The 24,879-nt window shown below is 72.2% G+C and carries 23 protein-coding genes; 14 read left to right on the top strand and 9 right to left on the bottom strand.

What is annotated here, in order from left to right:
- The first annotated feature begins 154 nt into the window (after nt 1–154).
- From hutU to hutI, 4 genes are read left to right on the top strand one after another with little or no spacing between them, the layout of a single operon-like run.
- Complete coding sequence (gene hutU, locus ACFC1X_RS28615; protein WP_376358681.1) at nt 155–1,828, top strand: urocanate hydratase; 1,674 nt, start codon at nt 155–157, stop codon at nt 1,826–1,828.
- Entirely contained in the window at nt 1,825–3,042 is a 1,218-nt protein-coding gene (locus tag ACFC1X_RS28610) for an allantoate amidohydrolase (protein ID WP_376358678.1), read from the top strand. The genes hutU and ACFC1X_RS28610 overlap by 4 nt, the downstream gene beginning before the upstream one ends.
- Nucleotides 3,039–4,388: a formimidoylglutamate deiminase gene (locus tag ACFC1X_RS28605; protein ID WP_376358675.1), complete on the top strand. Its 1,350-nt coding sequence runs from the start codon at nt 3,039–3,041 to the stop codon at nt 4,386–4,388. The genes ACFC1X_RS28610 and ACFC1X_RS28605 overlap by 4 nt, the downstream gene beginning before the upstream one ends.
- A 47-nt stretch (nt 4,389–4,435) precedes the next feature.
- Complete coding sequence (gene hutI, locus ACFC1X_RS28600; protein ID WP_376358672.1) at nt 4,436–5,611, top strand: imidazolonepropionase; 1,176 nt, start codon at nt 4,436–4,438, stop codon at nt 5,609–5,611.
- A 67-nt stretch (nt 5,612–5,678) separates the two neighbouring features.
- On the opposite strand, the gene ACFC1X_RS28595 is transcribed toward hutI, so the two are convergent.
- Nucleotides 5,679–6,593 carry an RNA polymerase sigma factor SigF gene (locus ACFC1X_RS28595; RefSeq protein WP_376358669.1) on the bottom strand — a complete coding sequence of 305 codons (915 nt, stop codon included), beginning with the start codon at nt 6,591–6,593 and terminating at the stop codon, nt 5,679–5,681.
- 252 nt (nt 6,594–6,845) lie between these two features.
- On the opposite strand from ACFC1X_RS28595, the gene ACFC1X_RS28590 reads away from it, so the two are divergent.
- Together ACFC1X_RS28590 and ACFC1X_RS28585 are read left to right on the top strand one after the other, a co-directional pair.
- The gene (locus ACFC1X_RS28590) at nt 6,846–7,223 is read left to right on the top strand and encodes an STAS domain-containing protein (RefSeq protein WP_352369448.1); all 378 of its coding nucleotides are present in this window, start codon (nt 6,846–6,848) and stop codon (nt 7,221–7,223) included.
- A 195-nt stretch (nt 7,224–7,418) separates the two neighbouring features.
- On the top strand, nt 7,419–8,051 hold the full coding sequence (locus ACFC1X_RS28585) for an ATP-binding protein (RefSeq protein ID WP_376358666.1): 633 nt from the start codon (nt 7,419–7,421) through the stop codon (nt 8,049–8,051).
- On the opposite strand, the gene ACFC1X_RS28580 is transcribed toward ACFC1X_RS28585, so the two are convergent.
- The 4 genes from ACFC1X_RS28580 to ACFC1X_RS28565 form a co-directional block, all read right to left on the bottom strand.
- Complete coding sequence (locus ACFC1X_RS28580) at nt 8,048–9,550, bottom strand: APC family permease (RefSeq protein WP_376358663.1); 1,503 nt, start codon at nt 9,548–9,550, stop codon at nt 8,048–8,050. The two genes, ACFC1X_RS28585 and ACFC1X_RS28580, sit on opposite strands and share 4 nt — an antisense overlap.
- Entirely contained in the window at nt 9,547–11,115 is a 1,569-nt protein-coding gene (locus tag ACFC1X_RS28575; RefSeq protein WP_376358660.1) for a GMC family oxidoreductase, read from the bottom strand. The genes ACFC1X_RS28580 and ACFC1X_RS28575 overlap by 4 nt, the downstream gene beginning before the upstream one ends.
- 26 nt (nt 11,116–11,141) lie before the next feature.
- Entirely contained in the window at nt 11,142–12,608 is a 1,467-nt protein-coding gene (locus ACFC1X_RS28570; RefSeq protein WP_376358657.1) for an aldehyde dehydrogenase family protein, read from the bottom strand.
- Between the two features lie 250 nt (nt 12,609–12,858).
- Entirely contained in the window at nt 12,859–14,355 is a 1,497-nt protein-coding gene (locus tag ACFC1X_RS28565) for an oligopeptide:H+ symporter (protein WP_376358654.1), read from the bottom strand.
- 505 nt (nt 14,356–14,860) lie between these two features.
- Between ACFC1X_RS28565 and ACFC1X_RS28560 the strand changes: the two genes are divergently transcribed.
- Together ACFC1X_RS28560 and draK are read left to right on the top strand one after the other, a co-directional pair.
- Nucleotides 14,861–15,538: a response regulator transcription factor gene (locus tag ACFC1X_RS28560; protein ID WP_125491337.1), complete on the top strand. Its 678-nt coding sequence runs from the start codon at nt 14,861–14,863 to the stop codon at nt 15,536–15,538.
- Between the two features lie 42 nt (nt 15,539–15,580).
- Nucleotides 15,581–16,855, top strand: a complete 1,275-nt coding sequence (gene draK / locus ACFC1X_RS28555; RefSeq protein WP_376358650.1) for a two-component system sensor histidine kinase DraK — start codon at nt 15,581–15,583, stop codon at nt 16,853–16,855.
- Nucleotides 16,856–16,884: 29 nt separating this feature from the next.
- On the opposite strand, the gene ACFC1X_RS28550 is transcribed toward draK, so the two are convergent.
- Complete coding sequence (locus ACFC1X_RS28550) at nt 16,885–17,457, bottom strand: GtrA family protein (RefSeq protein ID WP_376358647.1); 573 nt, start codon at nt 17,455–17,457, stop codon at nt 16,885–16,887.
- Between the two features lie 166 nt (nt 17,458–17,623).
- On the opposite strand from ACFC1X_RS28550, the gene ACFC1X_RS28545 reads away from it, so the two are divergent.
- From ACFC1X_RS28545 to ACFC1X_RS28535, 3 genes are read left to right on the top strand one after another with little or no spacing between them, the layout of a single operon-like run.
- Nucleotides 17,624–18,763: a 5-(carboxyamino)imidazole ribonucleotide synthase gene (locus tag ACFC1X_RS28545; protein ID WP_376358644.1), complete on the top strand. Its 1,140-nt coding sequence runs from the start codon at nt 17,624–17,626 to the stop codon at nt 18,761–18,763.
- Complete coding sequence (gene purE, locus ACFC1X_RS28540) at nt 18,760–19,284, top strand: 5-(carboxyamino)imidazole ribonucleotide mutase (protein WP_376358641.1); 525 nt, start codon at nt 18,760–18,762, stop codon at nt 19,282–19,284. The genes ACFC1X_RS28545 and purE overlap by 4 nt, the downstream gene beginning before the upstream one ends.
- A 28-nt stretch (nt 19,285–19,312) precedes the next feature.
- Entirely contained in the window at nt 19,313–20,491 is a 1,179-nt protein-coding gene (locus tag ACFC1X_RS28535) for a dipeptidase (protein WP_376358638.1), read from the top strand.
- Here the strand turns inward: ACFC1X_RS28535 and ACFC1X_RS28530 are convergent.
- Nucleotides 20,440–21,591: an alkene reductase gene (locus ACFC1X_RS28530; RefSeq protein WP_376358635.1), complete on the bottom strand. Its 1,152-nt coding sequence runs from the start codon at nt 21,589–21,591 to the stop codon at nt 20,440–20,442. The genes ACFC1X_RS28535 and ACFC1X_RS28530 overlap by 52 nt on opposite strands.
- 83 nt (nt 21,592–21,674) lie before the next feature.
- Between ACFC1X_RS28530 and ACFC1X_RS28525 the strand changes: the two genes are divergently transcribed.
- Both ACFC1X_RS28525 and ACFC1X_RS28520 read left to right on the top strand, forming a co-directional pair.
- Nucleotides 21,675–22,031: a MerR family transcriptional regulator gene (locus tag ACFC1X_RS28525; RefSeq protein ID WP_376358632.1), complete on the top strand. Its 357-nt coding sequence runs from the start codon at nt 21,675–21,677 to the stop codon at nt 22,029–22,031.
- A gap of 93 nt (nt 22,032–22,124) precedes the next feature.
- Nucleotides 22,125–23,255: a dipeptidase gene (locus ACFC1X_RS28520; protein WP_376358629.1), complete on the top strand. Its 1,131-nt coding sequence runs from the start codon at nt 22,125–22,127 to the stop codon at nt 23,253–23,255.
- 12 nt (nt 23,256–23,267) lie between these two features.
- On the opposite strand, the gene ACFC1X_RS28515 is transcribed toward ACFC1X_RS28520, so the two are convergent.
- Together ACFC1X_RS28515 and ACFC1X_RS28510 are read right to left on the bottom strand one after the other, a co-directional pair.
- Nucleotides 23,268–23,678 carry a VOC family protein gene (locus ACFC1X_RS28515; RefSeq protein WP_376358626.1) on the bottom strand — a complete coding sequence of 137 codons (411 nt, stop codon included), beginning with the start codon at nt 23,676–23,678 and terminating at the stop codon, nt 23,268–23,270.
- 48 nt (nt 23,679–23,726) lie between these two features.
- On the bottom strand, nt 23,727–24,098 hold the full coding sequence (locus ACFC1X_RS28510) for a VOC family protein (RefSeq protein ID WP_376358623.1): 372 nt from the start codon (nt 24,096–24,098) through the stop codon (nt 23,727–23,729).
- Between the two features lie 95 nt (nt 24,099–24,193).
- On the opposite strand from ACFC1X_RS28510, the gene ACFC1X_RS28505 reads away from it, so the two are divergent.
- Nucleotides 24,194–24,700: a CGNR zinc finger domain-containing protein gene (locus ACFC1X_RS28505; protein WP_376358621.1), complete on the top strand. Its 507-nt coding sequence runs from the start codon at nt 24,194–24,196 to the stop codon at nt 24,698–24,700.
- Nucleotides 24,701–24,879 lie beyond the last annotated feature (179 nt).

The following is a 24,879-nucleotide window of genomic DNA, read 5'->3' as shown; positions in this document are numbered from 1 at the left end:
CCTCCCTGTCGTCGCCGCCTGCCTACGCATCCAGCCAAACACTCGCACGCGCCCGGCGCGGGACACGAACGTATTGACTAGTTCTATTCACGAAGCGAGTATGTGAATATCCGTAGTAACAATCCGCCGGGAGCAAGCCACCAGGAGGCAGACCATGTCCGGACCCCGCCCTGTCCGAGCGCCACGCGGTACGACGCCGAGTGCCCTGGGCTGGCAGCAGGAGGCCGCCCTGCGGATGCTGCAGAACAACCTCGACCCCGAGGTCGCCGAGCACCCCGACAAGCTCGTCGTCTACGGCGGCACGGGCAAGGCGGCCCGCGACTGGCGCTCCTTCGACGCCATGGTCCGCACCCTGGAGGGGCTCAAGCAGGACGAGACGATGCTCGTCCAGTCCGGCCGCCCGGTCGGCGTCATGCAGACCCACGAGTGGGCCCCGCGCGTCCTCATCGCCAACTCCAACCTCGTCGGCGACTGGGCGAACTGGGAGGAGTTCCGCCGCCTGGAGGCCCTCGGGCTGACCATGTACGGGCAGATGACGGCCGGCTCCTGGATCTACATCGGCACCCAGGGCATCCTCCAGGGCACCTACGAGACCTTCGCCGCCGTCGCCGCGAAGAAGTTCGGCGGCACCCTGGCCGGGACCATCACCCTCACCGCCGGCCTCGGCGGCATGGGCGGCGCCCAGCCCCTCGCCGTCACCATGAACGACGGCGTGGTGATCTGCGTCGACTGCGACCCGCGCGCCATCGACCGCCGTATCGAGCACCGCTACCTCGACGTGAAGGCCGACTCCCTCGACCACGCCCTCCAGCTCGCCACCGAGGCCCGGGACCGGCGCGAGCCGCTCTCCATCGGCGTCCTCGGCAACGCCGCCGAGCTGGTCCCGCAGCTGCTCGCCATGGGCGCCCCCATCGACATCGTCACCGACCAGACCTCGGCCCACGACCCGCTGGCCTACCTGCCCACCGGGATCGCCTTCGAGGACATGGCCGACGCCGCCCTCAAGGACCCGGCGGGCTTCACCACCCGCGCCCGCGAGTCCATGGCCCGGCACGTCGAGGCCATGGTCGGCTTCCAGGACGCCGGCGCCGAGGTCTTCGACTACGGCAACTCCATCCGCGGCGAGGCCCAGCTCGCCGGATACGACCGGGCCTTCGCCTTCCCGGGCTTCGTACCGGCGTACATCCGCCCGCTCTTCTGCGAGGGCAAGGGACCCTTCCGCTGGGCCGCCCTGTCCGGCGACCCCGCCGACATCGCCAAGACCGACAAGGCGATCCTCGACCTCTTCCCGGAGAACGAGTCGCTGGCCCGCTGGATCAAGATGGCGGGGGAGCGCGTCCACTTCCAGGGCCTGCCCGCCCGGATCTGCTGGCTCGGCTACGGCGAGCGCGACAAGGCCGGCGAGCGGTTCAACGACATGGTCGCGAGCGGTGAGCTGGCCGCGCCGATCGTCATCGGCCGCGACCACCTCGACTGCGGCTCCGTCGCCTCCCCGTACCGCGAGACCGAGTCGATGCTCGACGGCTCCGACGCCATCGCCGACTGGCCGCTGCTCAACGCCATGGTCAACGTGGCCTCCGGCGCCTCCTGGGTCTCCCTCCACCACGGCGGCGGCGTCGGCATGGGCCGCTCCATCCACGCCGGACAGGTGACGGTCGCCGACGGCACCGCGCTCGCCGGGGAGAAGATCCGCCGCGTCCTCACCAACGACCCCGGCATGGGCGTCATCCGGCACGTCGACGCCGGGTACGACATCGCCGAGTCGGTCGCCGGGGAGCGGGGCGTGCGGGTGCCGATGCGCGAGGGCCGCGAGGGTGGCGTCGCGTGAGCTTCCACAGCATGTGGGCGGAGCTGCTGCCGATGGGCCGCAGCTCCGCCTCCGGCGGCTACCGCCGCTACGCCTGGACGGGCGCCGACGCCGACTGCCGTACCTGGTTCCAGGAGCAGGCCGAGGCACGCGGTCTGGCCTACGAGACCGACCGCAACGGCAACCAGTGGGCCTGGCTCGGTGACCCGGCCGCCGGGGACGCCGTCGTCACCGGGTCCCACCTGGACTCCGTGCCCGACGGCGGCGCCTTCGACGGGCCCCTCGGTGTCGTCTCCGCCTTCGCCGCCCTGGACGAACTGCGCGGGAGGGGAGCGCGGTTCACCAGGCCGCTCGGCATCGTCAACTTCGGCGACGAGGAGGGCGCCCGCTTCGGCCTGGCCTGCGTCGGCTCCCGGCTCACCGCGGGGGCGCTCACCGTGGAGCAGGCCCACCGGCTGACCGACGGGGACGGCATCACCCTCCCGCGGGCCATGGAGGACGCCGGCTACGACCCGGACGCCCTCGGCCCCGACCCCGAGCGGCTCGCCCGCATCGGCGCCTTCGTCGAACTCCACGTCGAGCAGGGCCGCGCCCTCGACCTGTCCGGCGACCGGATCGGCATCGCCTCCGCCATCTGGCCGCACGGACGCTGGCGGTTCGACTTCCGGGGCGAGGCCAACCACGCCGGCACCACCCGCCTCGCCGACCGCCGCGACCCGATGCTGTCCTACGCCGAGACCGTCCTCGCCGCCCGCCGCGAGGCCGAACTCGCGGGGGCCGTCGCCACCTTCGGCAAGATCAGTGTGGAGCCCAACGGCGTCAACGCCATCCCGTCCCTGGTCCGCGGCTGGCTCGACTCCCGCGCCGCCGACCAGCAGAGCCTGGACGCCGTGGTCACCGGAGTGGAGCGGGCGGCCCGCGAGTACGCCGCGGCCCACGGAGCCGACCTCGACGTCGTCCGCGAGTCCTTCACGCCCGTCGTCGAGTTCGACCACGCCCTGCGCGACGAACTCGCCCGCATCCTGGGCGGCGCGGCGGAACTGAAGGTCCCCGTGCTCGGCACCGGCGCCGGACACGACGCCGGAATCCTCTCCGACCGCATCCCGACCGCCATGCTGTTCGTACGCAACCCCACCGGCGTCTCGCACTCCCCGGCCGAGTACGCGGCCGAGGACGACTGCGTGGCCGGGGTGAACGCACTCGCCGACGCACTGGAAGGGCTGGCCTGCACGTGACCCCCACCGAGCGGACCCGGACCTACTGGCTGGAGCACGCCTGGCTCGGCACGCACGTCGAGCCGGGCGTCGCCGTAGAGGTGGTGGACGGCCGCATCACCGCCGTCCACCAGGACACCCCCACCCCGCCCCCCGGCGCCGAGATCCTGCGCGGACTGACGCTGCCCGGCCTGGCCAACGCCCACAGCCACGCCTTCCACCGGGCCCTGCGCGGCACCGTCCAGGTCGGCTCCGGCACCTTCTGGACCTGGCGCGAGGTCATGTACTCCGTCGCCGACCGGCTGAGCCCGGACACCTACCGCGACCTCGCCCGCGCGGTGTACGCCGAGATGGCGCTGGCCGGCATCACCACCGTCGGCGAGTTCCACTACGTCCACCACGCGCCCGGCGGCACCCCCTACGCCGACCCCAACGCGATGGGCGAGGCGCTGATCGAGGCCGCCGCAGAGGCCGGAATCCGCATCACCCTCCTGGACACCTGCTATCTGTCGGCCGGGTTCGGCGAGCCCCCGAACACCCACCAGCGCCGCTTCTCCGACGGGACGGCGGACACCTGGGCGCAACGCTGTTCACTTCTCAAGGAACGGGATCACGCACGGATCGGGGCCGCGATCCACTCCGTACGGGCCGTGCCCGCGGACCAGCTGGCGACCGTGGCGCGCTGGGCCGGGGAGCGGCGGGCGCCGCTGCACGTGCACCTGTCCGAGCAGACCGCCGAGAACGACGCCTGCCACCGGGCCCACGGCCGCACCCCCACCCGCCTGCTGGCCGACCACGGCGTCCTGGGAGAGCGCACCACCGGCGTCCACAGCACGCACCTCACGGACGAGGACGTCGCCCTGCTCGGCGGCAGCCGCACCGGCACCTGCATGTGTCCTACTACGGAACGGGACCTCGCCGACGGCATCGGCCCCGCGGCCGCCCTCCAGCGGGCGGGCTCGCCTCTCTCCCTCGGCTCCGACAGCCACGCCGTCGTCGACCTGCTGGAAGAGGCGCGCGCCATGGAGCTGAACGAGCGCCTGCGCACCCGCACCCGCGGCCACTGGACCGCCGCCGCCCTGCTGCGCGCCGCCACCGCCGACGGCCACGCCGCCCTCGGCTGGGACGACACCGGCCGGATCGAGACCGGCGCCCGCGCCGACCTCGCGACGGTCGCCCTCGACTCGGTCAGAACGGCGGGGCCGCTGCCCAGGCTCGGCGCCGAGACGGCCGTATTCGCCGCGACCGCGGCGGACGTACGGCACACGATCGTGGGCGGACGGCACGTCGTACGCGACGGCGTCCACACCCTCGTACCCGAGGTGCCGCAGGCCCTCGCGCGGGCCGTGGAAGCCCTGCGCGCCTAGCAAAGACCACCGACCGCCCCCGCTCCCACGAGGACGCCACGGACGCCATGAGTACCAGCACCGTCATCACCAACATCGCCGCACTCGTCACCAACGACCCCTCCCTCGGTGACAACTCCCCGCTCGGACTGGTCCGGGACGCGGCCGTCGTCATCGACGGCGACCGCGTCGCGTGGACCGGTGAATCAAGCAAAGCACCCGCCACTGACAACCGGGTCGACGCCGGCGGCCGGGCGGTCCTGCCCGGTTTCGTCGACTCGCACTCGCACCTCCTCTTCGGCGGCGACCGCACCGAGGAGTTCAACGCCCGCATGTCCGGCCGCCCCTACAGCGCCGGCGGCATCCGCACCACCGTCGCCGCCACCCGCGCCGCCGGCGACGCGGAGCTGGAGGCGGGCCTCACCCGCTACCTCGCGGAGGCCCTGCGCCAGGGCACGACGACCTTCGAGACCAAGTCCGGCTACGGCCTGACCACCGCCGACGAGTCCCGCGCCCTGCGCGTCGCGGCCCGCCACACCGACGAGGTCACCTTCCTCGGCGCCCACATCGTCGCCCCCGAACTCGCCGACGACCCCGCCGCCTACGTCGCCCTCGTCACCGGCGAGATGCTCGACGCCTGCGCCCCGCACGCCCGCTGGATCGACGTGTTCTGCGAGAAGGGCGCCTTCGACGGCGACCAGGCCCGCGCGATCCTCACCGCGGGCAAGGCCAAGGGTCTGCACCCCCGCGTCCACGCCAACCAGCTCTCCTACGGCCCAGGCGTCCAGCTCGCGGTCGAACTCGACGCCGCCAGCGCCGACCACTGCACCCACCTCACCGACGCCGACGTGGACGCGCTGGCGGGCAGCAGGACGGTCGCCACGCTCCTTCCGGGCGCCGAGTTCTCCACCCGCGCCGAGTGGCCGGACGCCCGGCGCCTGGTCGACGCGGGGGTGACGGTCGCGCTGTCCACCGACTGCAACCCCGGCTCGTCCTTCACGTCCTCCGTGCCGTTCTGCGTCGCGCTCGCGGTGCGGGACATGGGGATGACGCCGGACGAGGCGGTCTGGTCGGCCACCGCGGGCGGCGCCGCCGCGCTGCGCCGGGACGACGTCGGCCGCCTCACACCGGGCGCGTACGCCGACCTGACGCTCCTCGACGCCCCGAGCCACGTGCACCTCGCCTACCGGCCGGGCGTGCCGCTGGTCAGCGGGGTCTGGCGGCACGGCGTACGCGTGGTCTGAGCAGCCCGAAGGGGGGCGGCCCGGCCTCGGACCACCCCCCTGGAGGGCAAGCGTCACCCGGTGAGGATCACTCCTCGACCGTGAGCCCCTTGCGCAGCCGTACGAGAGTGCGCGACAGCAGCCGCGACACGTGCATCTGGGAGATGCCCAGCTCCTCGCCGATCTCCGACTGGGTCATGCCCGCGACGAAGCGGAGGGAGAGGATCTTCCGGTCCCGGGCGGGCAGCTCGGCGATCAGCGGCTTCAGCGACTCGACGTACTCGATGCCCTCGAGCCCGTGGTCCTCGTAGCCGATGCGGTCGGCGAGCGCGCCCTCGGCGTCGTCCTCCTCCGGCTGGGCGTCCAGCGAGGAGGCGGTGTAGGCGTTCGACGCCGCCATGCCCTCGACGACCTCGTCCTTGGACAGGCCGAGGTGCTCGGCCAGCTCGGTCACCGTGGGGGCGCGGTCGAGCCGCTGGGCCAGCTCGTCGCCGGCCTTGGCCAGGTCGAGCCGCAGCTCCTGGAGGCGGCGCGGGACGCGCACGGACCACGAGGTGTCGCGGAAGAAGCGCTTGATCTCGCCGATGATGGTCGGCATCGCGAACGTGGGGAACTCCACACCGCGCGACAGCTCGAAGCGGTCGATCGCCTTGATCAGGCCGATCGTGCCGACCTGGATGATGTCCTCCATCGGCTCGCTGCGCGAGCGGAAGCGGGAGGCGGCGAACTTGACCAGGGCCAGGTTCAGCTCGACGAGCGTGTTGCGTACGTACGCGTACTCGTGGGTGCCTTCCTCCAGCGACTCGAGTCGCCCGAAGAGGGTCTTGGACAGGGCCCTGGCGTCCGCCGGAGCCACCTCGTCGTACGCGGGGATGTCCGGAAGCCCGGCGAGTGCGCCGTCGTGGTCGACGACGGCGTCGGGGTGCTCGATGGGATCCAGATGTTCCGGAGGGAGTGTCGACGTCGCTTCTTGGGTACGCGATCCGTCGAGCCGGGGTGACATGGTGTCCTCCATCGTTCTCGGCATACGGCTGCCGAAGCCAATTGCGTGCACTGCGGTGTGCGGCGCCTCCAAAGCCGGCCGTGTCGTTTTACGTGTCCTCCTAGGCCTACCGGGTTTACCGAGGCGATCGCAAGTGTGTTCTGTACACTTATGTCCGTTTGTGTGCGGTTGTTCGGGTGTCGGAGTGCGTTGGGAAGGCGTAGTGTTCGAGGTCGTCAGCAAGCAGTCATGACCTCGGGAGAGAGAAACGGCATGGACCGCGGGACGGTCGGCAGTGCCCAGTCGGGCCGGCTTCTGGTCGAGGTACGGGAAGAGGGCCCCAGTGCCGTCGTGACCCCGGCGGGTGAGTTGGATCACCACACCGCCGATCTGTTGCGCGAGCCGCTGGAGGAGTGCCTCGCCAAGGGATTCAACCGGCTTGTCGTCGACTGCTCGCGCCTGGAGTTCTGCGACTCCACGGGACTCAACGTCCTGCTCGGCGCGCGGCTGAAGGCGGAGGCCGCAGGGGGCGGTGTGCATCTGGTGGCCATGCAGCCGGTGGTGGCCCGTGTGTTCGAGATCACGGGGGCCGAAGCGGTCTTCACCCTGCACGACACGCTTGCGGCCGCCCTGGCCGACGAGTCCGACTGAGCTGGTTCTTGTCCGGCCGTCGGCGGGTTTCGTGCGCCTCACGGGACGGGCGTTTTCGCCTCGTCCCGTGTTTCGTGCCGAATACAGGGGTGTTCGGACGGCCCGGTCGGGCAGGAGAGACCCTGAGTCGGCTGTACGACTTTCCTGTCCAAGACTTTGAAATGTGAACTGGTGGATCGGTGAGGTGAAGCGCTGATGAGCACCACCCGGCCCTACTCGCCGGGCGACCGCGGTCCGGAGTCCGGTGGCGCTTCCGGGGCGCCCGAGGGGGGCGTGCCCGGGACCGGGGAGTCCGAGGGGGGCGTGCCCGCCGGGCAGGCCGCCGTGATGGGCGTTCCCGTGCCCGTGCCCGCGGGCACGGCCCCGACAGCTTCCGGGACCGCGGCTGCGGCCGCGCCCGGACCCGCCTCCGGGGGCGGGCGGCAGGTCCGCCTGCTGAACTTCGAGGACGCGAGCGGGGTCGTCCCGCTCGCCCGTGACTTCACCCGCGAGGCGCTGTACGCGTGGGGCTGGCTGCCCTCCGCCACCGCGGACCAGCGGGCCGCCGCCGAGGACGTACTGCTCGTGGTCTCCGAGCTGGTCACCAACGCCTGTCTGCACGCCGAGGGACCGGACGAGCTGCGGATCACCTGCGAGAAGAAGGTGATCCGGCTGGAGGTCTCCGACCGCGGTACCGGCCAGCCGGCCCCGCGCACACCGCACCGGGCCGGACGCCCCGGCGGACACGGCATGTTCATCGTGCAGCGGCTCTGCCTGGACTGGGGCGTCGTCCGGACACCGGGAGTGGCCGGCAAGCGGGTGTGGGCGGAGCTGGGAGCACCGGCCTAGTCCGGGTTCGCCTTCCCCCCGCCCGCGTTCGCGCCGTCCCGGTCCGGGATCGCGACTCCCGCCGGGGCGTCGCTGCGGCCGTAGTGGTGGGTCGTGAACATGTACAGGAGGCCCACCGCCAGCACGATGCCGCCGCTGAGCAGCACGATCCAGTTGTCGTACCAGGGGACGTCCGGCGTGCGCGGCCAGGAGATGTTGATGATGGCGAAGAGGCCGTAGGCGAGCGCCCCGGCGTTCACCAGCAGGCCCCAGCGGCCCAGCCGGAACTCGCCGCTCGGCCGCCAGCCCTTGAGGCGGGCCCGCAGCGCGGCGAGGACGACCATCTGGAACGCCGCGTAGATGCCGAGGATCGCGAACGAGACGATCTTGGTGAGGGCGTCCTCGGAGATCAGCGAGCCCACCGCGATCAGGGCCGGGATGACGGCGGCCAGCAGCAGCGCGTACTCGGGCACCGCGCGCTTCGGTGAGAACTTCCGCAGCAGCTTGTGGCCGATGATCATCTCGTCCCGGGCGTACGAGTAGATCAGCCGCCCCGCCGCGGCCTGCAGGCTGATCGTGCAGGACAGGAACGAGATCAGCACCACGGCCATCACCAGCCGCGCACCGGCCTCCCCGAGGGCGTCGAACAGCACCCGGACCACCGGGTCGGAGTCCTCGCCCGAGATCACCGCGCGGTAGTCCACGACCGCCAGCAGCAGCGTCAGACAGGTGAACGTCGCCGCCGCCCCGCCGACGTAGATGGTGCGCCGCATCGCCTTGGGGATGACCTTGCCGGGATGCGCCACCTCCTCGGCGACGTCCCCGCACGCCTCGAAACCGTAGTACTGGTAGAAGCCGATGATCGCCGCCCCGAGGAAGACGGGCAGGTAGGAGCTGTCGCCGGCGGCGCCGTAGTCGTCGAAGAGGACGCCGAGGCCGTGGAAGCGGTGCGTGGTGAGCAGGATGATGCCGACGGCGAGCGCGCCGATCAGCTCCGCGCTGAAGCCGATCAGCGCGGCCCACGACAGGGCCTTGGTGCCCGCGTAGTTGATGAGCACGGCGATGACGATCAGGGCGATCGTGCACAGCACCGTGGTGTGCACGGTGGCGTCGTAACCGAGCAGGATGGCGATGTAGGGCCCGGCACCGTAGGCGACCGAGGTGATCGTGACGAGCAGCGCCCAGAGGTACACCCACCCGGTCATCCACGCCCAGCGCTTGCCCCACAGCCGCCGCGCCCACGGGTAGACCCCGCCCGCGATCGGGTACTGCGCGACGACCTCGCCGAAGACCAGGGCGACGAGGAACTGACCGCAGCCCGCCAGCACGAACGCCCAGATCATCGGCGGGCCGCCGTCGGCGAGGGCCGTGCCGAACAGCGTGTACGTGCTCACGACCGGGGACAGATAGGTGAAGCCGAGGGCGAAGTTCGCCCACGGGCCCATCTCCTTGCGGAACTCCGACTCGCCCTCCTGGGGGCCGGAGTCCGCGGCGCCGCCCGGCATCGCTGGGTTGGTCACCGTTCCTGTCCTTCCGTCGTCAGCGGACGCGGGGCGGGCCGCGCGGTGATGAGGTCCGCCGCGCGCTCGGCGGCCAGCAGCACCGTGACCATCGGGTTGATCGTCGGCATCGTCGGGAAGACGGACGCGTCCACGACACGCAGCCCGTCGTGCCCGCGCAGCCTGAGCTGCGGATCGAGCACCGCGAGCGGATCGTCGTCGGCTCCCATCCGGCAGGTGCCCGCCGGGTGGTACACGGTGTGCGCGGCGCGGCGCCCGTACTCGGACAGGTCCGCGTCCGACGTCACGTCCGGACCGGGGGCCACCTCGCGCAGCAGCCAGTCGCTGAGCGGGGCGGTGGCCGCCACCTCGCGTGCGATCCGCAGACCGTCGACGACGGTGCGCTCGTCGTGTCCGTCCGGGTCGGTGAAGTAGCGGAAGTCCAGCGCCGGTTTGACCTCCGGGTCGGCGCTGGTCAGCCACATGCGGCCGACGGAACGGGCGCGCGGCACGTTCGGGGTCATGCAGACGCCGTGCTGCGGGGCCGGGTAGCCCAGCCGTTCGGTGTTGACCGTGAACGGCACCTGGTAGAAGTGGAACATCAGGTCCGGGCGGGGACCGCCCGCCGGGTCGCGGCGGACGAAGAGGCCGGCGTCGGAGTCCATGGCCGAGTTGGGCGGCAGCGGTCCGCGGGTCTCCCACACGATCACCGACTCGGGGTGGTCCAGCAGGTTCTCGCCCACCCCGGGCAGGTCCGCGCGGACCTCGATGCCCAGGTCGCGCAGGTGGTCGGCGGGGCCGATGCCGGAGAGCATGAGCAGCCGCGGCGTGTCGATGGCCCCGGCGCACAGCAGGACCTCCGCCTCGGCCTCCAGCGTCGACAGGGAGCCGTCGGGGTTGCGGACCTGGACGCGGGTGAAGCGGCCCTCGCTGTCGGGCAGCAGCCGGTACGCCCAGGTCTCCAGACGCAGCGTCAGGTTCGGCCGGTCCAGGACGGGGTGCAGGTAGGCGACCGAGGCCGAGGAGCGGATGTTGGTCTCCGGGTCGTACGCCAGGGAGAAGAAGCCGGTGCCGTCGGTGAAGGGGCGGGCGTTGAAGTCCTCCACGACCGGGACGCCGAGCCGGCCGGCGGCGGCGGTGACGAAGTCCTGGGCGATCGGATTGCGGTCGGCGGCGCCGACGGGAACGATCGTGTTCTGCAGCCGCTGCCGGTACGGCAGGATCGTCTCGGGCCCCCAGCCGTCGCAGCCGCGGGCCGCCCACTCGTCGAGGTCCTCGGGGAAGGGCAGGAAGCTGATCAGCGTGTTGTGCGAGGAGCAGCCGCCGAGCACGCGGGCGCGGGAGTGCAGGATGTGCGAGTTGCCGCGCGGCTGCTCCACGGTGGTGTAGCCGTAGTCGAACTCGGAGCCGAGCAGGTTGATCCAGTTGCGCAGCCGCAGGATGCGCTCGTCGCCGACGTCGCTGGGACCTCCTTCCACCACGCACACCCGGCAGGCCGGGTCCTCGCTCAGTCGCGCGGCCAGCACCGAGCCCGCCGTGCCGCCGCCGATGATCAGGTAGTCGTAGGTCGTCGTCTCGTCGTCCATGCGTCGCCCTCTCTCGCCCTGTCCGGTCAGCCCTTGAACCAGCCGGAAGGGGCCGGCCGCAGGTTCTGGTAGATGTGCTTGGCCTCCTGGTACTCGCGCAGCCCGGTGGGCCCGAGCTCACGGCCGATCCCGGAGCGGCCGAAGCCGCCCCACTCCGCCTGGGGCAGGTAGGGGTGGAAGTCGTTGATCCAGACGGTGCCGTGCCGCAGCCGTCCGGCGACCCGCTGGGCGCGGGACGCGTCGCTCGTCCAGACGCCGCCGGCCAGGCCGTACCGCGTGTCGTTGGCGAGCTGAACGGCCTCGTCCTCGGTGCGGAAGCGTTCCACCGTGACGACGGGCCCGAAGACCTCCTCCTGCACGATGCGCATGGAGCGGTCGCAGTCGGCGTAGATCGTGGGCAGCAGGAAGAAGCCGCGGGAGAGCTCCGGGTCGTCCGGCCGGGTACCGCCGCAGACCAGGCGGGCGCCCTCGGCGCGGGCGATCTCCAGGTAGCTCTCGACCTTCGCGCGGTGCTCCGCCGAGCTGAGCGGCCCGCTCTCGGTCGCCGGGTCGAGGCCGCTGCCCAGCCGGATGGTCCGCGCGCGGGCGGCCAGCCGCTCCACGAACCGGTCGTGCAGCTCGTCCTGCACGATCAACCGCGAACCGGCCGAGCAGACCTGCCCCGAGTGCAGGAACGAGGCGTCGAGCGCGTAGTCGAGGGCGGCGTCGAAGTCGCAGTCGGCGAAGACCACGTTGGGGTTCTTGCCGCCCAGCTCCAGCGCGAGGTTCTTCACGTCCGGCGCGCACGCCTCCATGATCCGGCGCCCGGTGGCCAGGCCGCCGGTGAAGGAGACCAGGTCCACGTCCTCGTGGGCGGACATCGCCGCGCCCACGGTGGAGCCGGGGCCGAGCACCAGGTTGGCGACGCCGGGCGGGGCCCCCGCCTCGGCGATCAGGCGGATCATGTGGATCGTGGACAGCGGGGTCGTCTCGCTGGGCTTGAGCACGAAGGTGTTGCCCGCGGCCAGGGCCGGGGCGACCTTCCAGGACGCCTGGAGCATCGGGTAGTTCCACGGCGCGATCAGCGCGCAGACCCCGATGGGCTGGTAGACGACCCGGCTGAGCACGTCGGGGCCCACGTCCACGACCCGGCCGCCGTCCTTGTCGGCGATCTCGGCGAAGTAGCGGAACGCGTTGGAGACGTCCTCCACGTCGATCCGCGCCTCTTTGAGGGTCTTGCCGGTGTCCAGCGACTCGACGTGGGCGATCTCCTCCTGGTCGCGCAGCAGGAAGCTCGCCACCCTGAGCAGCACGTCGGCCCGCTCGCGGGTGGGCGCCGACGACCAGTCGCCCCGGTCGAAGGCACGCCGGGCGGCCCGTACGGCGAGGTCGACGTCGGCCTCGTCCGCCTCGTCGACCTGCTGCACGACGGACGCGTCGAACGGGTTGACCACGTCCCGTCGCGCCCCGCCCACGGCGCCGGTCCACTCTCCGTCGACGAACAGTTCCGACATCGCGGCTCCCTCGCTCTCGTACCCGTCCGGTGCCGCATCGCCTCACCGGCGCGGCACACGCCGCCCACCAACATCGTCCGTACGGCTCGCATCGGCCACGTGGACGCACCGGGGGAGGGAGGGGCGGGCGGGGATCAGACCTGGTTGGGCTAGAGAGAGGGGGCCGGGGCGGCCTCCGGAAAGCCGAAAGGGCCACCGCGTCCACCCGGGACGCGGTGACCCTTCCGAGGAGAGGCTCGGCCGGCGGGCCTCAGCGCACGTCGCCCATGAGCTCCTTGACGCGCTTGCGGTACATCCAGATCGCGAGGCCGGCGACGACCGCGAGGGTCGCCTCCGCGGCCACGATGCCCGTCTTGTTCAGGTCCACGCCGGCGATGGACAGCAGGCCGGTCGTGGCGTCACCGGCGGTGACGGCCAGGAACCAGACGCCCATCATCTGCGAGGCGTACTTCACGGGCGCCATCTTCGTGGTGACCGACAGACCGACCGGGGAGAGCAGCAGCTCACCGCAGGTCTGGACGAAGTAGATCGCCACCAGCCACAGGGCCGCCGCCTTGTGTCCGCCGTCCGCGATGGCCAGCGGGGCCAGGAAGAGGAAGAAGGACGCGCCGACCAGGACCAGGCCGAACGAGAACTTCACGATCGTGCTCGGCTCCTTGCCGCGGCGGGCGAGCGCCAGCCACGTCATCGCGAAGACCGGCGCCAGGGCCATGATGATGACCGGGTTGACCGACTGGAACCAGGAGACCGGGAAGTCCCAGCCGAGGACGCTGGTGTTCGTGGAGGAGTCGGCGAAGATCGCGAGGGTCGAGCCGCCCTGGTCGTAGATCATCCAGAACACGGCCGCGGCGACGAAGAACCAGATGTACGCCGACATCTTGGACTGCTCGGCGCGGTCCAGGGACTTGTCGCGCTTGATGTTGGTCAGCACCAGCACCGGGATGATCACGCCGAGCAGGGTCAGCGGGACCAGGATCCAGTTCAGGGTGTAGTTCCCCGAGAAGCCGACGATCGCGTAGAAGACGACGGCGAGCGCGGCCCAGAAGGCGGCCTTGCGCAGCGTCGAGGTCCGCTCCTCGGCCGACAGCGGCTTCGGGACCGTGCTGGAGTGGGGCGCCAGGTGGCGGCTGCCGAGCAGGAACTGGATCACGCCCAGGCCCATGCCGACCGCGGCGAGCGCGAAGCCCAGGTGCCAGTTGACGTTCTCGCCGATGGTGCCGATGATCAGCGGCGCCGCGAAGGCACCGAGGTTGATGCCCATGTAGAAGACGGTGAAGCCACCGTCGCGGCGCGGGTCGTCGGGGCCGTCGTAGAGCTGGCCGACCATCGTGGAGATGTTGGCCTTGAGCAGGCCCGAGCCTATGGCGACCAGGCCGAGGCCCGCGTAGAACGTGCCGGAGGACGGCAGCGCCAGGGTGAGGTGGCCGAGCATGATCACGCCGCCGGCGACGGCGACGGTCTTGCGGGGACCCCAGACGCGGTCGCCGAACCAGCCGCCCGGCATGGTCAGCAGGTACACCAGCGAGAGGTACACCGAGTAGATCGCGGTCGCGGTGCCGGCGCCGAGGCCGAGGCCACCCGGGGCGACAAGGTACAGCGGGAGCAGAGCCCTCATGCCGTAGTAGGAGAAACGCTCCCACATCTCGGTCATGAAGAGTGTGGCCAGTCCGCGGGGGTGGCCGAAGAAGGTCTTCTCGGAGCCGGGGGTGCCCGGTGAGACCGAGTCCTTCGTCAGGCTGGACGCCATGGTCGATCCTTGCTGGTCGGGACGCGCTCATGAGGCGATGCGCGCCCGGTGGGGGGCGGCCGGCACCGGCGGCCGTCACCCGCCCACCCCACGCCTGAGGGATTCCGCTCCGGATCACGGAGCGGTGGACGGCGGCCACCGGGATCCACGCCTCCCCGCGCGTCACCGCACGCTTCGAGGCCCGGCCACAGGTCATTCCTTTCGAGGCCGGCCCTGGGCCGGCCCGCACACAAAAGAGACCTTCAGCGTCGAACTGTCGCCAAAGGTCCCCTGGGTGCTACAGGCGCTGATTCACCATACGGCAGGACACCGCCCGGTATGGAAGGACTTGAGACACGGATCACAGGTGATTCCGGAACCGCGAACGATCATTCGAAGGTCCATTCCAGGATGGCATCCCACAGCCGCAGGGCCGAGCCGGGGGTCGGCGTCCCGTCGGCGTCCGGTCGGCGTCCGGAAGGGGATCACGCCCCGGGCGTTGCTCCGAGCGGTCTACCATCAGCTCATGACCCGTGTACTGCTCGCCGAGGACGACGCGTCCATCTCGGAGCCGCTGGCCCGCGCCCTGCGCCGGGAAGGGTACGAGGTCGAGGTGCGTGAGGACGGACCCGCGGCACTCGACGCCGGGCTCCAGGGCGGCATCGACCTGGTCGTGCTGGACCTGGGTCTGCCGGGCATGGACGGTCTGGAGGTCGCCCGGCGGCTGCGCTCCGAGGGCCACGCCGTACCGATCCTGATCCTGACCGCGCGCGCCGACGAGGTGGACACCGTGGTCGGCCTGGACGCGGGCGCCGACGACTACGTCACCAAGCCCTTCCGCCTCGCCGAGCTGCTCGCCCGGGTCCGCGCCCTGCTGCGGCGCGGTGCCGTCGAGCCCCCGCAGCCGCCCGCCACGCACGGCGTGCGGATCGACGTGGAGTCGCACCGGGCCTGGATGGGCGAGGAGGAGCTGCAGCTCACCGCCAAGGAGTTCGACCTGCTGCGGGTGCTGGTGCGCGACGCCGGCCGGGTCGTCACGCGCGACCAGCTGATGCGCGAGGTCTGGGACACCACCTGGTGGTCGTCGACCAAGACCCTGGACATGCACATCTCCTGGCTGCGCAAGAAGCTGGGCGACGACGCGGCGAACCCCCGCTACATCGCCACCGTGCGCGGCGTGGGTTTCCGTTTCGAGAAGAACTGAGCGAGCCCCGAGGGGCCTTACGGGTAGTTCGGGTATGAGGACATGCGCCGCCGACTGATCCAGTCCACGCTCGCCGTGGTGCTCGTCGTGATCGCCGTCTTCGGCGTCTCCCTCGTGATCGTGGAGACCCGGACGATCAGCAGCACCGCCCAGGAACGGGTCGACCTGGAGGCGGTGCGGCTGGCCAGCATCGTGGACAGCAGGCTGATCGGCACCGGTTCCGTCGACGCGAAGTTCCTGCGCGAGCAGATCCGGGACGCCCGGTACGCCGTGATCCGCATCCCCGGCGAGCCGGTCATCGAGGTCGGCAGCAAGCCGACGGGTGAGGTGCTGCGGGGCACGGCCACCGGTGAGGAGGGCGAGACCGTCCTCGTCGAGGAGCCGAGTTCTTCGGTGACCCGGGAGGTCGGCCGCACCCTGCTGATCATCGGCCTGGTGGCGCTGCTCGCCGTGGTCGCCGCCGTCCTGCTGGCGATCCGGCAGGCCAACCGCCTCGCCTCCCCGCTCACCGACCTCGCCGAGACCGCCGAGCGCCTCGGCTCCGGCGATCCGCGCCCGCGGCACAAGCGGTACGGCGTCCCCGAGCTGGACCGGGTCGCGGACGTGCTGGACTCCTCCGCCGAGCGCATCGCCCGGATGCTCACCGCCGAGCGCCGCCTGGCCGCCGACGCCTCCCACCAGCTGCGTACGCCGCTGACCGCGCTGTCCATGCGGCTGGAGGAGATCACCCTCACCGACGAGCCGGAGACGGTGAAGGAGGAGGCGACGATCGCGCTGTCGCAGGTGGAGCGGCTGACGGACGTCGTGGACCGGCTGCTGACCAACTCGCGCGACCCGCGCAGCGGCTCCGCCGTCACCTTCGAGCTGGACGACGTCATCCAGCAGCAGATCGCCGAGTGGCGTCCCGCCTACCGCAGCGAGGGCCGGGCCATCGTCAGCTCCGGCAAGCGGCATCTGACGGCCGTGGGCACGCCGGGCGCCGTGGCGCAGGTGCTGGCCGCGCTGATCGAGAACTCCCTGATGCACGGCGGCGGCACGGTGGCCCTGCGGACCCGGGTGACCGGTAACCAGGCGGTCGTGGAGGTCACCGACGAGGGCCCCGGCGTCCCGGGCGACCTGGGGGCGCGGATCTTCGAGCGCGCGATCAGCGGCCGGAACTCGACGGGCATCGGTCTCGCCGTCGCCCGCGACCTGGCCGAGGCGGACGGCGGCCGCCTGGAACTGCTCCAGGGCCGCCCCCCGGTCTTCGGACTGTTCCTGTCCCGCACCCCGCCCCCGAAGAAGTCGTCCGGGGACTCGGGCGGCACGGTGCGCTAGGGGGCGCCGCGGGGCGCCGCGGGGCGTGCTCAGCGGTGGGCCGCGGGGGTGCCGTCGGAGGTGGGCACCGGGGTCGGGTGCTCGCGCTCCCGGAAGGACTCCGCGCGGGTCACCGGCGGACGGGCGGGCAGCGTGCGGAAGACCCAGGTGCGGTACGACCAGAAGCGGAAGAGCGTGCCGAGCCCGATGCCGAGGAACTTGAAGATGTTGCTCTGCAGCGGGCTGTCCCAGCCGAAGCCGTACGTCGCCGTGTAGAGCACACCGTTCTCGATCACCAGTCCGACCGCGCTGAACAGCAGGAACAGCGACATCTCACGGGTCCGGCGGCTCTTGTCGCGGTCGCGGTAGGTGAAGTAGCGGAAGCCCACGTAGTTGAAGATGATCGCGACGATCGTCGCCACGATGCTGGCCCGCACCACCTGGAGGTCGGTCACGTGCCGCACGAAGTTGAAGACGAGGAGGTTGACCAGCACTCCCGCGCCGCCCACCGCGCCGAACTTCACGACCTCACGCGTCAGCCGGTCTATCCGCTCCCGCAGCGCGCCGCGGGGCGCGGGGGGAGCGGGGGGAGCCATATGAGCACCCGAGGAACCACGTTCCATGGTCGTGCAGGCCCCCGTCCATCGGTTGGCGTCAATCTGTTCATGCTAACCACCCGGACGCGCGATCTTCCTGCCGAGAGACCTGAGGGGGTCCGGAACGGGCGGCCGGAGGGGCGGGAAACGGCCGGTAAACAGGTGGGCTCCGCGCGGCCGATACGCTAGGGGTGTGACGTTCCCCGTAGTCGGTATGGTCGGCGGTGGCCAGCTCGCTCGTATGACACACGAGGCGGGCATCCCGTTGGGCATCAGGTTCAAGCTTCTCAGTGACACACCCCAGGACTCTGCGGCGCAGGTCGTGAACGAAGTCGTCATCGGCGACTATCGCGATCTGGACACGCTGCGCGAGTTCGCGCGCGGCTGTGACGTGATCACCTTCGATCACGAGCACGTGCCGACCGAGCACCTCAAGGCCCTGGAGGCGGACGGCATCCCCGTCCGTCCGGGCCCCGAGGCGCTCGTGCACGCCCAGGACAAGGGCGTGATGCGCGCGAAACTCGACGCGATCGGCGTGCCCTGCCCACGGCACCGGATCGTGCGCGATCCGGCCGACGTGGCCGCCTTCGCGGCGGAGGGCGACGGTTTCCCCGTGGTCCTCAAGACAGTGCGCGGCGGCTATGACGGCAAGGGCGTGTGGGTCGTGGACTCCGTCGAGGAGGCCGCCGACCCCTTCCGCGCCGGCGTGCCCGTGCTGGCGGAGGAGAAGGTCGACTTCGTCCGCGAGCTGGCCGCCAACGTGGTGCGCTCCCCGCACGGCCAGGCGGTGGCCTACCCGGTCGTCGAGTCCCAGCAGGTCAAGGGCGTCTGCGACACGGTGATCGCGCCCGCCCCCGACCTCGACGAGGCGCTGGCCCTGCACGCCGAGGAGATGGCGCTCAGCATCGCCAAGGAACTCGGCGTCGTCGGCCACCTCGCCGTCGAGCTGTTCCAGACCCGCGACGGCCGCGTCCTCGTCAACGAACTGGCGATGCGCCCGCACAACTCCGGCCACTGGACGATGGACGGCGCGATCACCTCGCAGTTCGCCAACCACGTCCGCGCCGTTCTCGACCTCCCCCTCGGCGACCCGCGCCCGCGCGCCAAGTGGACGGTCATGGTCAACGTCCTCGGCGGCGACTACCCGGACATGTACTCCGCGTACCTGCACTGCATGGCGCGCGACCCCCAGCTGAAGATCCACATGTACGGCAAGGACGTGAAGCCCGGCCGCAAGGTCGGCCACGTGAACACCTACGGCGACGACCTGGACGACGTGCTGGAGCGCGCCCGTCACGCTGCCGGCTACCTGAGAGGGACGATCACCGAATGAGCCCAGTTGTCGGCATCGTCATGGGGTCGGACTCCGACTGGCCCGTCATGGAGGCCGCCGCGAAGGCCCTCGACGAGTTCGAGATCGCCTACGAGGTCGACGTCGTCTCGGCGCACCGCATGCCGCACGAGATGATCGCGTACGGCGAGCAGGCCGCCGGACGCGGACTCAAGGCGATCATCGCCGGAGCCGGGGGCGCCGCCCACCTGCCCGGCATGCTCGCCTCGGTCACCCCGCTGCCGGTCATCGGCGTGCCGGTGCCGCTGAAGTACCTGGACGGCATGGACAGCCTCCTGTCCATCGTGCAGATGCCGGCGGGCGTTCCCGTCGCCACCGTCTCCGTGGGCGGAGCCCGCAACGCCGGTCTGCTGGCCGCCCGCATCCTCGCCGCGCACGACGAGGAACTGCAGGGCCGCATGCGCGAGTTCCAGCAGGAGCTGAACGACCAGGCCACCGAGAAGGGCAAGCGGCTGCGCAACAAGGTCGAGGGCTCCGCGGCCGGCTTCGGATTCGGAAAGTGACGGACGGACAGTGACCGAAGGGACGCGGATGACCTCGCTGGACCAGGCCCGGGAACTGCTGCGCGAGTTCCCCGTCGTCGACGGGCACAACGACCTGCCCTGGGCGCTGCGCGAGCAGGTCCGCTACGACCTCGACGCCCGCGACATCGCCTCCGACCAGTCCGCCCACCTGCACACCGACCTGGCCCGGCTGCGGGCCGGCGGCGTCGGCGCGCAGTACTGGTCGGTGTACGTCCGCTCCGACCTGCCGGGCGCGGTGACGGCGACCCTGGAGCAGATCGACTGCGTACGGCGGCTGATCGACCGCCACCCCGGGGACCTGCGGGCCGCGCTCACCGCCGCCGACATGGAGGCCGCGCGGGCCGACGGCCGCATCGCGTCGCTGATGGGCGCCGAGGGCGGCCACTCCATCGACAACTCGCTGGCCACCCTGCGCGCCCTGTACGCGCTCGGCGTGCGCTACATGACGCTCACCCACAACGACAACGTCGCGTGGGCGGACTCTGCGACCGACGAGCCCGGCGTCGGCGGCCTGTCGGCCTTCGGCCGCGAGGTCGTGCGGGAGATGAACCGCGAGGGCATGCTGGTCGACCTCTCGCACGTGGCGGCGACGACGATGCGCGACGCGCTGGACGCCTCGACGGCGCCGGTGATCTTCTCGCACTCCTCGTCCCGGGCCGTCTGCGACCACCCGCGCAACATCCCGGACGACGTCTTGGAGCGGTTGCCCGCAAACGGCGGCGTCGCGATGGTGACGTTCGTGCCGAAGTTCGTGCTCCAGGCGGCCGTGGACTGGACGGCCGCCGCCGACGACAACATGCGGGCGCACGGCTTCCACCACCTGGACAGCAGCCCCGAGGCGATGAAGGTCCACCGCGCCTTCGAGGAGACCACCCCGCGCCCGGTGGCCACGGTGGCCGTGGTCGCCGACCACCTCGACCACATGCGCGAGGTCGCGGGCGTCGACCACCTCGGCATCGGCGGCGACTACGACGGCACGCCCTTCACCCCGGACGGCCTCGGCGACGTCGCGGGCTACCCGAACCTCATCGCCGAACTGCTCGACCGCGGCTGGTCCAAGGCCGACCTGTCCAAGGTGACCTGGAAGAACGCGGTCCGGGTGCTGGGCGACGCCGAGGACGTGGCCCGGGGCCTTCAGGCCACGCGCGGCCCGTCCAACGCGACGCTCGACGAACTGGACGGCTGAGCGGAGGCCGGCCGCACGGGTCCGAGGGCGGGGTAGTCGGTGTAACCGGTGGCCCCGCCCACGTACATCAGGTAGCGCTCGCGCACCGGGTTCAGCGGGGCGCCGGTCCGCAGCCGCGCCACCAGGTCGGGGTTGGCGAGGAATGGCCTGCCCAGGGCGATCAGGTCGGCGCCTGCCCGCAGCAGCCGCTCGGAGGCGTGCCGCACGGTGTCCGTGCCGAACCCCTCGCCCAGGACCGGGTTGGCGATCAGCACCCCGGGCCATCCGGCGCGGAGCCGCCCGAACACGGGGGCGTCCGGGTCGGCGTGCACGAGGTGCAGATACGCGAGCCCGAGTCCGCCGAGCCGCTCGGCGAGCGCCGGGTAGATCTCCTCGGTCTCGCCCTCCGCGATGCCGTTGACCGTGTTGCCGGGCGAGACCCGCAGGCCCGTCCGCTCGGCGCCGATCTCGGCGGCCACGGCCTCCACCACCTCGGCCGTGAACCGGATCCGCGCGGCGGCCGGACCGCCGTAGCCGTCGGTGCGGCGGTTGGTGTTGGCGGCCAGGAACTGGTGCAGCAGGTGGCCGTTGGCGGAATGCACCTCCACGCCCTCGAACCCGGCGTCCAGCGCGTTGCGGGCGGCGCGGGCGAAGTCGGCGACGGTGGTGCGGATGTCCTCGGCGGTCATCTCCCTCGGGACGACAGCCGGGCGGTGCCCTTCTGGCGTGAAGATCGTCTCGGGCAGCGGCACCGGCGAGGGCGCGACGGGCGTCAGTCCGCTGGTCGCGGGGTGCCCGACCCGGCCGCCGTGCTGGAGTTGGAGGAACATCCGCCCGCCCGCGTCCCGCACGGCCTCGGTGACCTGGCGCCAGCCGGCCACGTGCCGCGCGCTGTGGACGGCGGTGATGTTCGGGTATGTCTGCCCGACCGCGTTGGGCGTCGCGGCCTCCGCGATGATCAGACCGGCGGTGGCGCGCTGGGCGTAGTAAGTCGTCATGAGGGAGGTGGGGGTGCCGTCGGCCTCGGCGCGGTTGCGGGTCAGCGGGGCCATCAGGAGCCGGTTGGGGAGGGTGAGCGGGCCGAGCCGGGCGGGTGCGAAGAGTTCTGTTGCGTGCGACATGCCCGTACGCTAGAACCTGACACTGATGTCAGATTCAAGTCCGGAGCAGGTCCGGAGCAGGTCCGGAACGGGGAGGCGTGGGGATGCGGATCGGTGAACTGGCCCGGCGCACGGGCGTCAGCGAACGCTCGCTGCGCTACTACGAGCAGCAGGGGCTGCTCGCGGCCGACCGTACGCCCGGCGGGCACCGCGACTACGCGGAGGCGGCCGTCGACCGGGTCATCCGCATCCAGGAGCTGTACGCGGCCGGACTGTGCAGCAGCAAGATCGCGCGGCTGCTCCCCTGCATGCGCGACGGCGACGGCGGCCCCTCGGCCGTGGCCACCCCGAAGCTGGTCGCCGACCTCACCGCCGAACGCGCCCGCATCGACCGGACCATCGCCGAACTGCTCCGCTCCCGCGACACCCTGGACGAGGTGATCGAGGCGGCCCGCGACTGAGCGGAGTACCCCCGAACGCCCCACCCACCAGGAAGCCCTTTCCGCTCCGTGCGACGGTGGCCGTACCTCACGAACGAGCGTACGGAGCGCGCCATGGCAGACCTCCAGGACGACCTGCACACCGGTACCGAGGCCGGCGGGCTCGGCGACCTGTCCGAGCCGCTCGCCGCGCAGGCCTTCCCGCCGGAGCCCTACACGCCCGTGTCCGACCCCGACGACGAGCCGCTGACCCGGGCGCAGGCCGTCCTGGCCGCCCATCCCGTCGCCGACGGCTACAGCGGCCTGCCCTGGGCGCTCAAGCACCTGCCCTGGTACGACCTGGAGCTGGGCGAGAGCGCCGTCGACACCGATGTGCCGCGGCTGCGCGAGGGCCACGTGGGCGCGCTGCTGTGGTCGCTGCACCTGCCCGAGGCCATCGACGGGGACCGCGCGGTCGGCGCCACGCTGGAGCAGCTGGACCTGGTCAAGATGGTCGTGCGGGCCCACCCGGAGGGGCTGCGCCTGGCCTACGACGCCGGGCAGGCCATCGACGCCCGCAACTGCGGCCGGGTCGCCGTACTGCCGGGTCCCGCGGGCGCCCCCGCCCTCGGCGACTGCCTCGGCATCCTGCGTTCGCTGCACGCCCTCGGCCTGCGCGTGCTGACGCTGTCCGGGGTGACCTGGGCGAGCGAGGCGGGGCTGACCCGGTTCGGCGAGGAGGTCGTCCGGGAGATGAACCGGCTCGGCGTGCTCGCCGACCTCTCCGGCGCCTCGGCCGAGACCATCCGCCGCACCTTCGCCGTCTCCAAGGCGCCGGCCGTGTGCACCCGCTCCGCCGCCCGCGCCCTGCGCCCGCACCCCGCCAACCTGCCCGACGACCTGCTCGTCGAGCTGGGCGCGGCCGGCGGGCTGTGCATGGTGCCGCTGACCGCCGAGCAGACCGGCCCGACCGTCCGCGACGTCGCCGACCACCTCGACCACGTCCGCACGGTGGCCGGGCCGGAGAGCGTCGGTCTGTCCGGCACCTACGACTCGGGCGCCGCCCACCCACTGGAGCTGGGCGACGCCTCCTGCTACCCCCGGCTCATCGCCGAGCTGCTGCGCCGTGGCTGGGACGAGGCGGATGTGGCCCTGCTGACCTGGGGCAACGTCCAGCGCGTGCTGCGCGGCGCGGCCTTCACCGCCCGCGCGGTGCAGCAGCGCCGGGAGCCGTCGACGGCGACGATCGCCGAACTGGACGGCTGAGCGCCGGTCCGGTCAGGGGTGCTCGATCCGGCACAGGCAGAACGGGTGCCCGGCCGGGTCGGCGTACACCATGAAGTCCTTCGTCTCCCGGTCCTCGAGGTCCAGCGGCCGGGCGCCCAGCGCGAGCACCCGCTCGTGCGCCGCGTCCATCTCGGCCCAGGTCGCCCCGCCGTCGAAGTCGAGGTGGAACTGCTGGGCGTTGCGGTCGGAGCGCGGCCACTCCGGAGGGGTGAGGTCCGGGGCCCGCTGGAAGGCCAGCCGCGGCCCGCCGGGCACCTGGAGCACCACCCAGTCCGGATCCTCCCCGTCGGGCGTCCCGCCGCCGACCCCTGCGTAGAACCGGGCCAGCTCACGCGGCTCGGGGCAGTCGACGACGACGGAGCGGAAACGGGCCACGGGTGCCGTGGGTGCCGTGGGTGCCATGGGTAGTCCTCCCGGTGTCTCGCGGTGTGCGGGGGCGACGGCGGGCGCTCAGCAGGCGCAGAGGCAGAACGGGTGCCCGGCAGGGTCGGCGTAGACCCGGAAGGTGCGGGCGCGGTCCTCCGCGTCCAGCGGGCGCGCGCCCAGCTCCAGCACGGCCTTCTCGGCCGCGTCGAGGTCCTTCACGTCGAGGTCGAGGTGGAACTGCTGGGCACCGTCGTCCCCGGGCCACTTCGGCGGTACGTAGCCGGGGGAGCCCTGGAAGGCCAGCGTCTGCCCGCCGGGCAGGTTCAGGTCGACCCACTCGTCGGTGTCGTCGCTCTTGTCCTCGACGGTTCCGCCGAGCACGCCGGCGTAGAAGCGGGCCAGTGCGTGCGGGTCGGGACAGTCCAGGACGACGACGCCCAGTTCGGCGACAGCCATGACTTCCTCCTTGAAGTCCGCGGTGGTTACCTACATGGGCCGGGTAACCGGTAACGGTTACCTCATGCTCCCGCATTGGCGGTAACGTCGCAAGCATGAGTGTGAGATCGCCCGCGCCGGGAGGTCTGGAGCTGGTCCGGGCCCTGGTGAACACGCTGGACGTCGAGACGGGCGCCGACTCGCTGGACACGCCGGAGAACCGGGCGCGGTTCGGCCTGGCGGAGGACGCCGTACCGGACGCCCGCGAGCTGCGCGAGTCCCTGCGCGTGACGCTGCTCGCCCACGCCGGCCATCCGCCGCACCGCGCGGTGACCCCGCTCGGCGAGCTGCTGGCCGCGGCTCCGCTGGTGGTGACGGTCGACGCCGCCGACGGCTCCGCCGCCCTCGCCCCGGCCCGGGAGGGCCTCCTGGCCGCCCGCGTCGCCGCCGCCGTCGCCGAGGCGCTGGTCGCGGGCACCTGGAGCCGGCTGAAGGCCTGCGAGGCCGTCGACTGCCTCTGGGCGTACTACGACCGCAGCCCGGCCGGACGCGGCCGCTGGTGCTCGATGCAGGTGTGCGGGGCGCGCGCCAAGATGCGCAGGTACCGGGCCAAGGAGGCGTGAACCACACGGGGTTCACCGGTCCCGGGGCCGCCCGATGGGGCAGAATGCGGACGGCGCCGGTTCGGCCGACTGAGCCTCGGCCGAACCCCCGCCCCCCCACACCCCCCGAGGGGCCATGCCGGGGGGGGGGGCCCCCCCCCCGGGGGGCCCCCCCGCCAGGGGCCCGGGGGCCGGGGCAG

Source organism: Streptomyces sp. NPDC056128 (genome assembly GCF_042263835.1).
Lineage (GTDB): Bacteria > Actinomycetota > Actinomycetes > Streptomycetales > Streptomycetaceae > Streptomyces.
The sequence above is the reverse complement of the archived record's forward strand: the minus strand, read 5'-3'. Positions and strand labels throughout refer to the sequence as shown.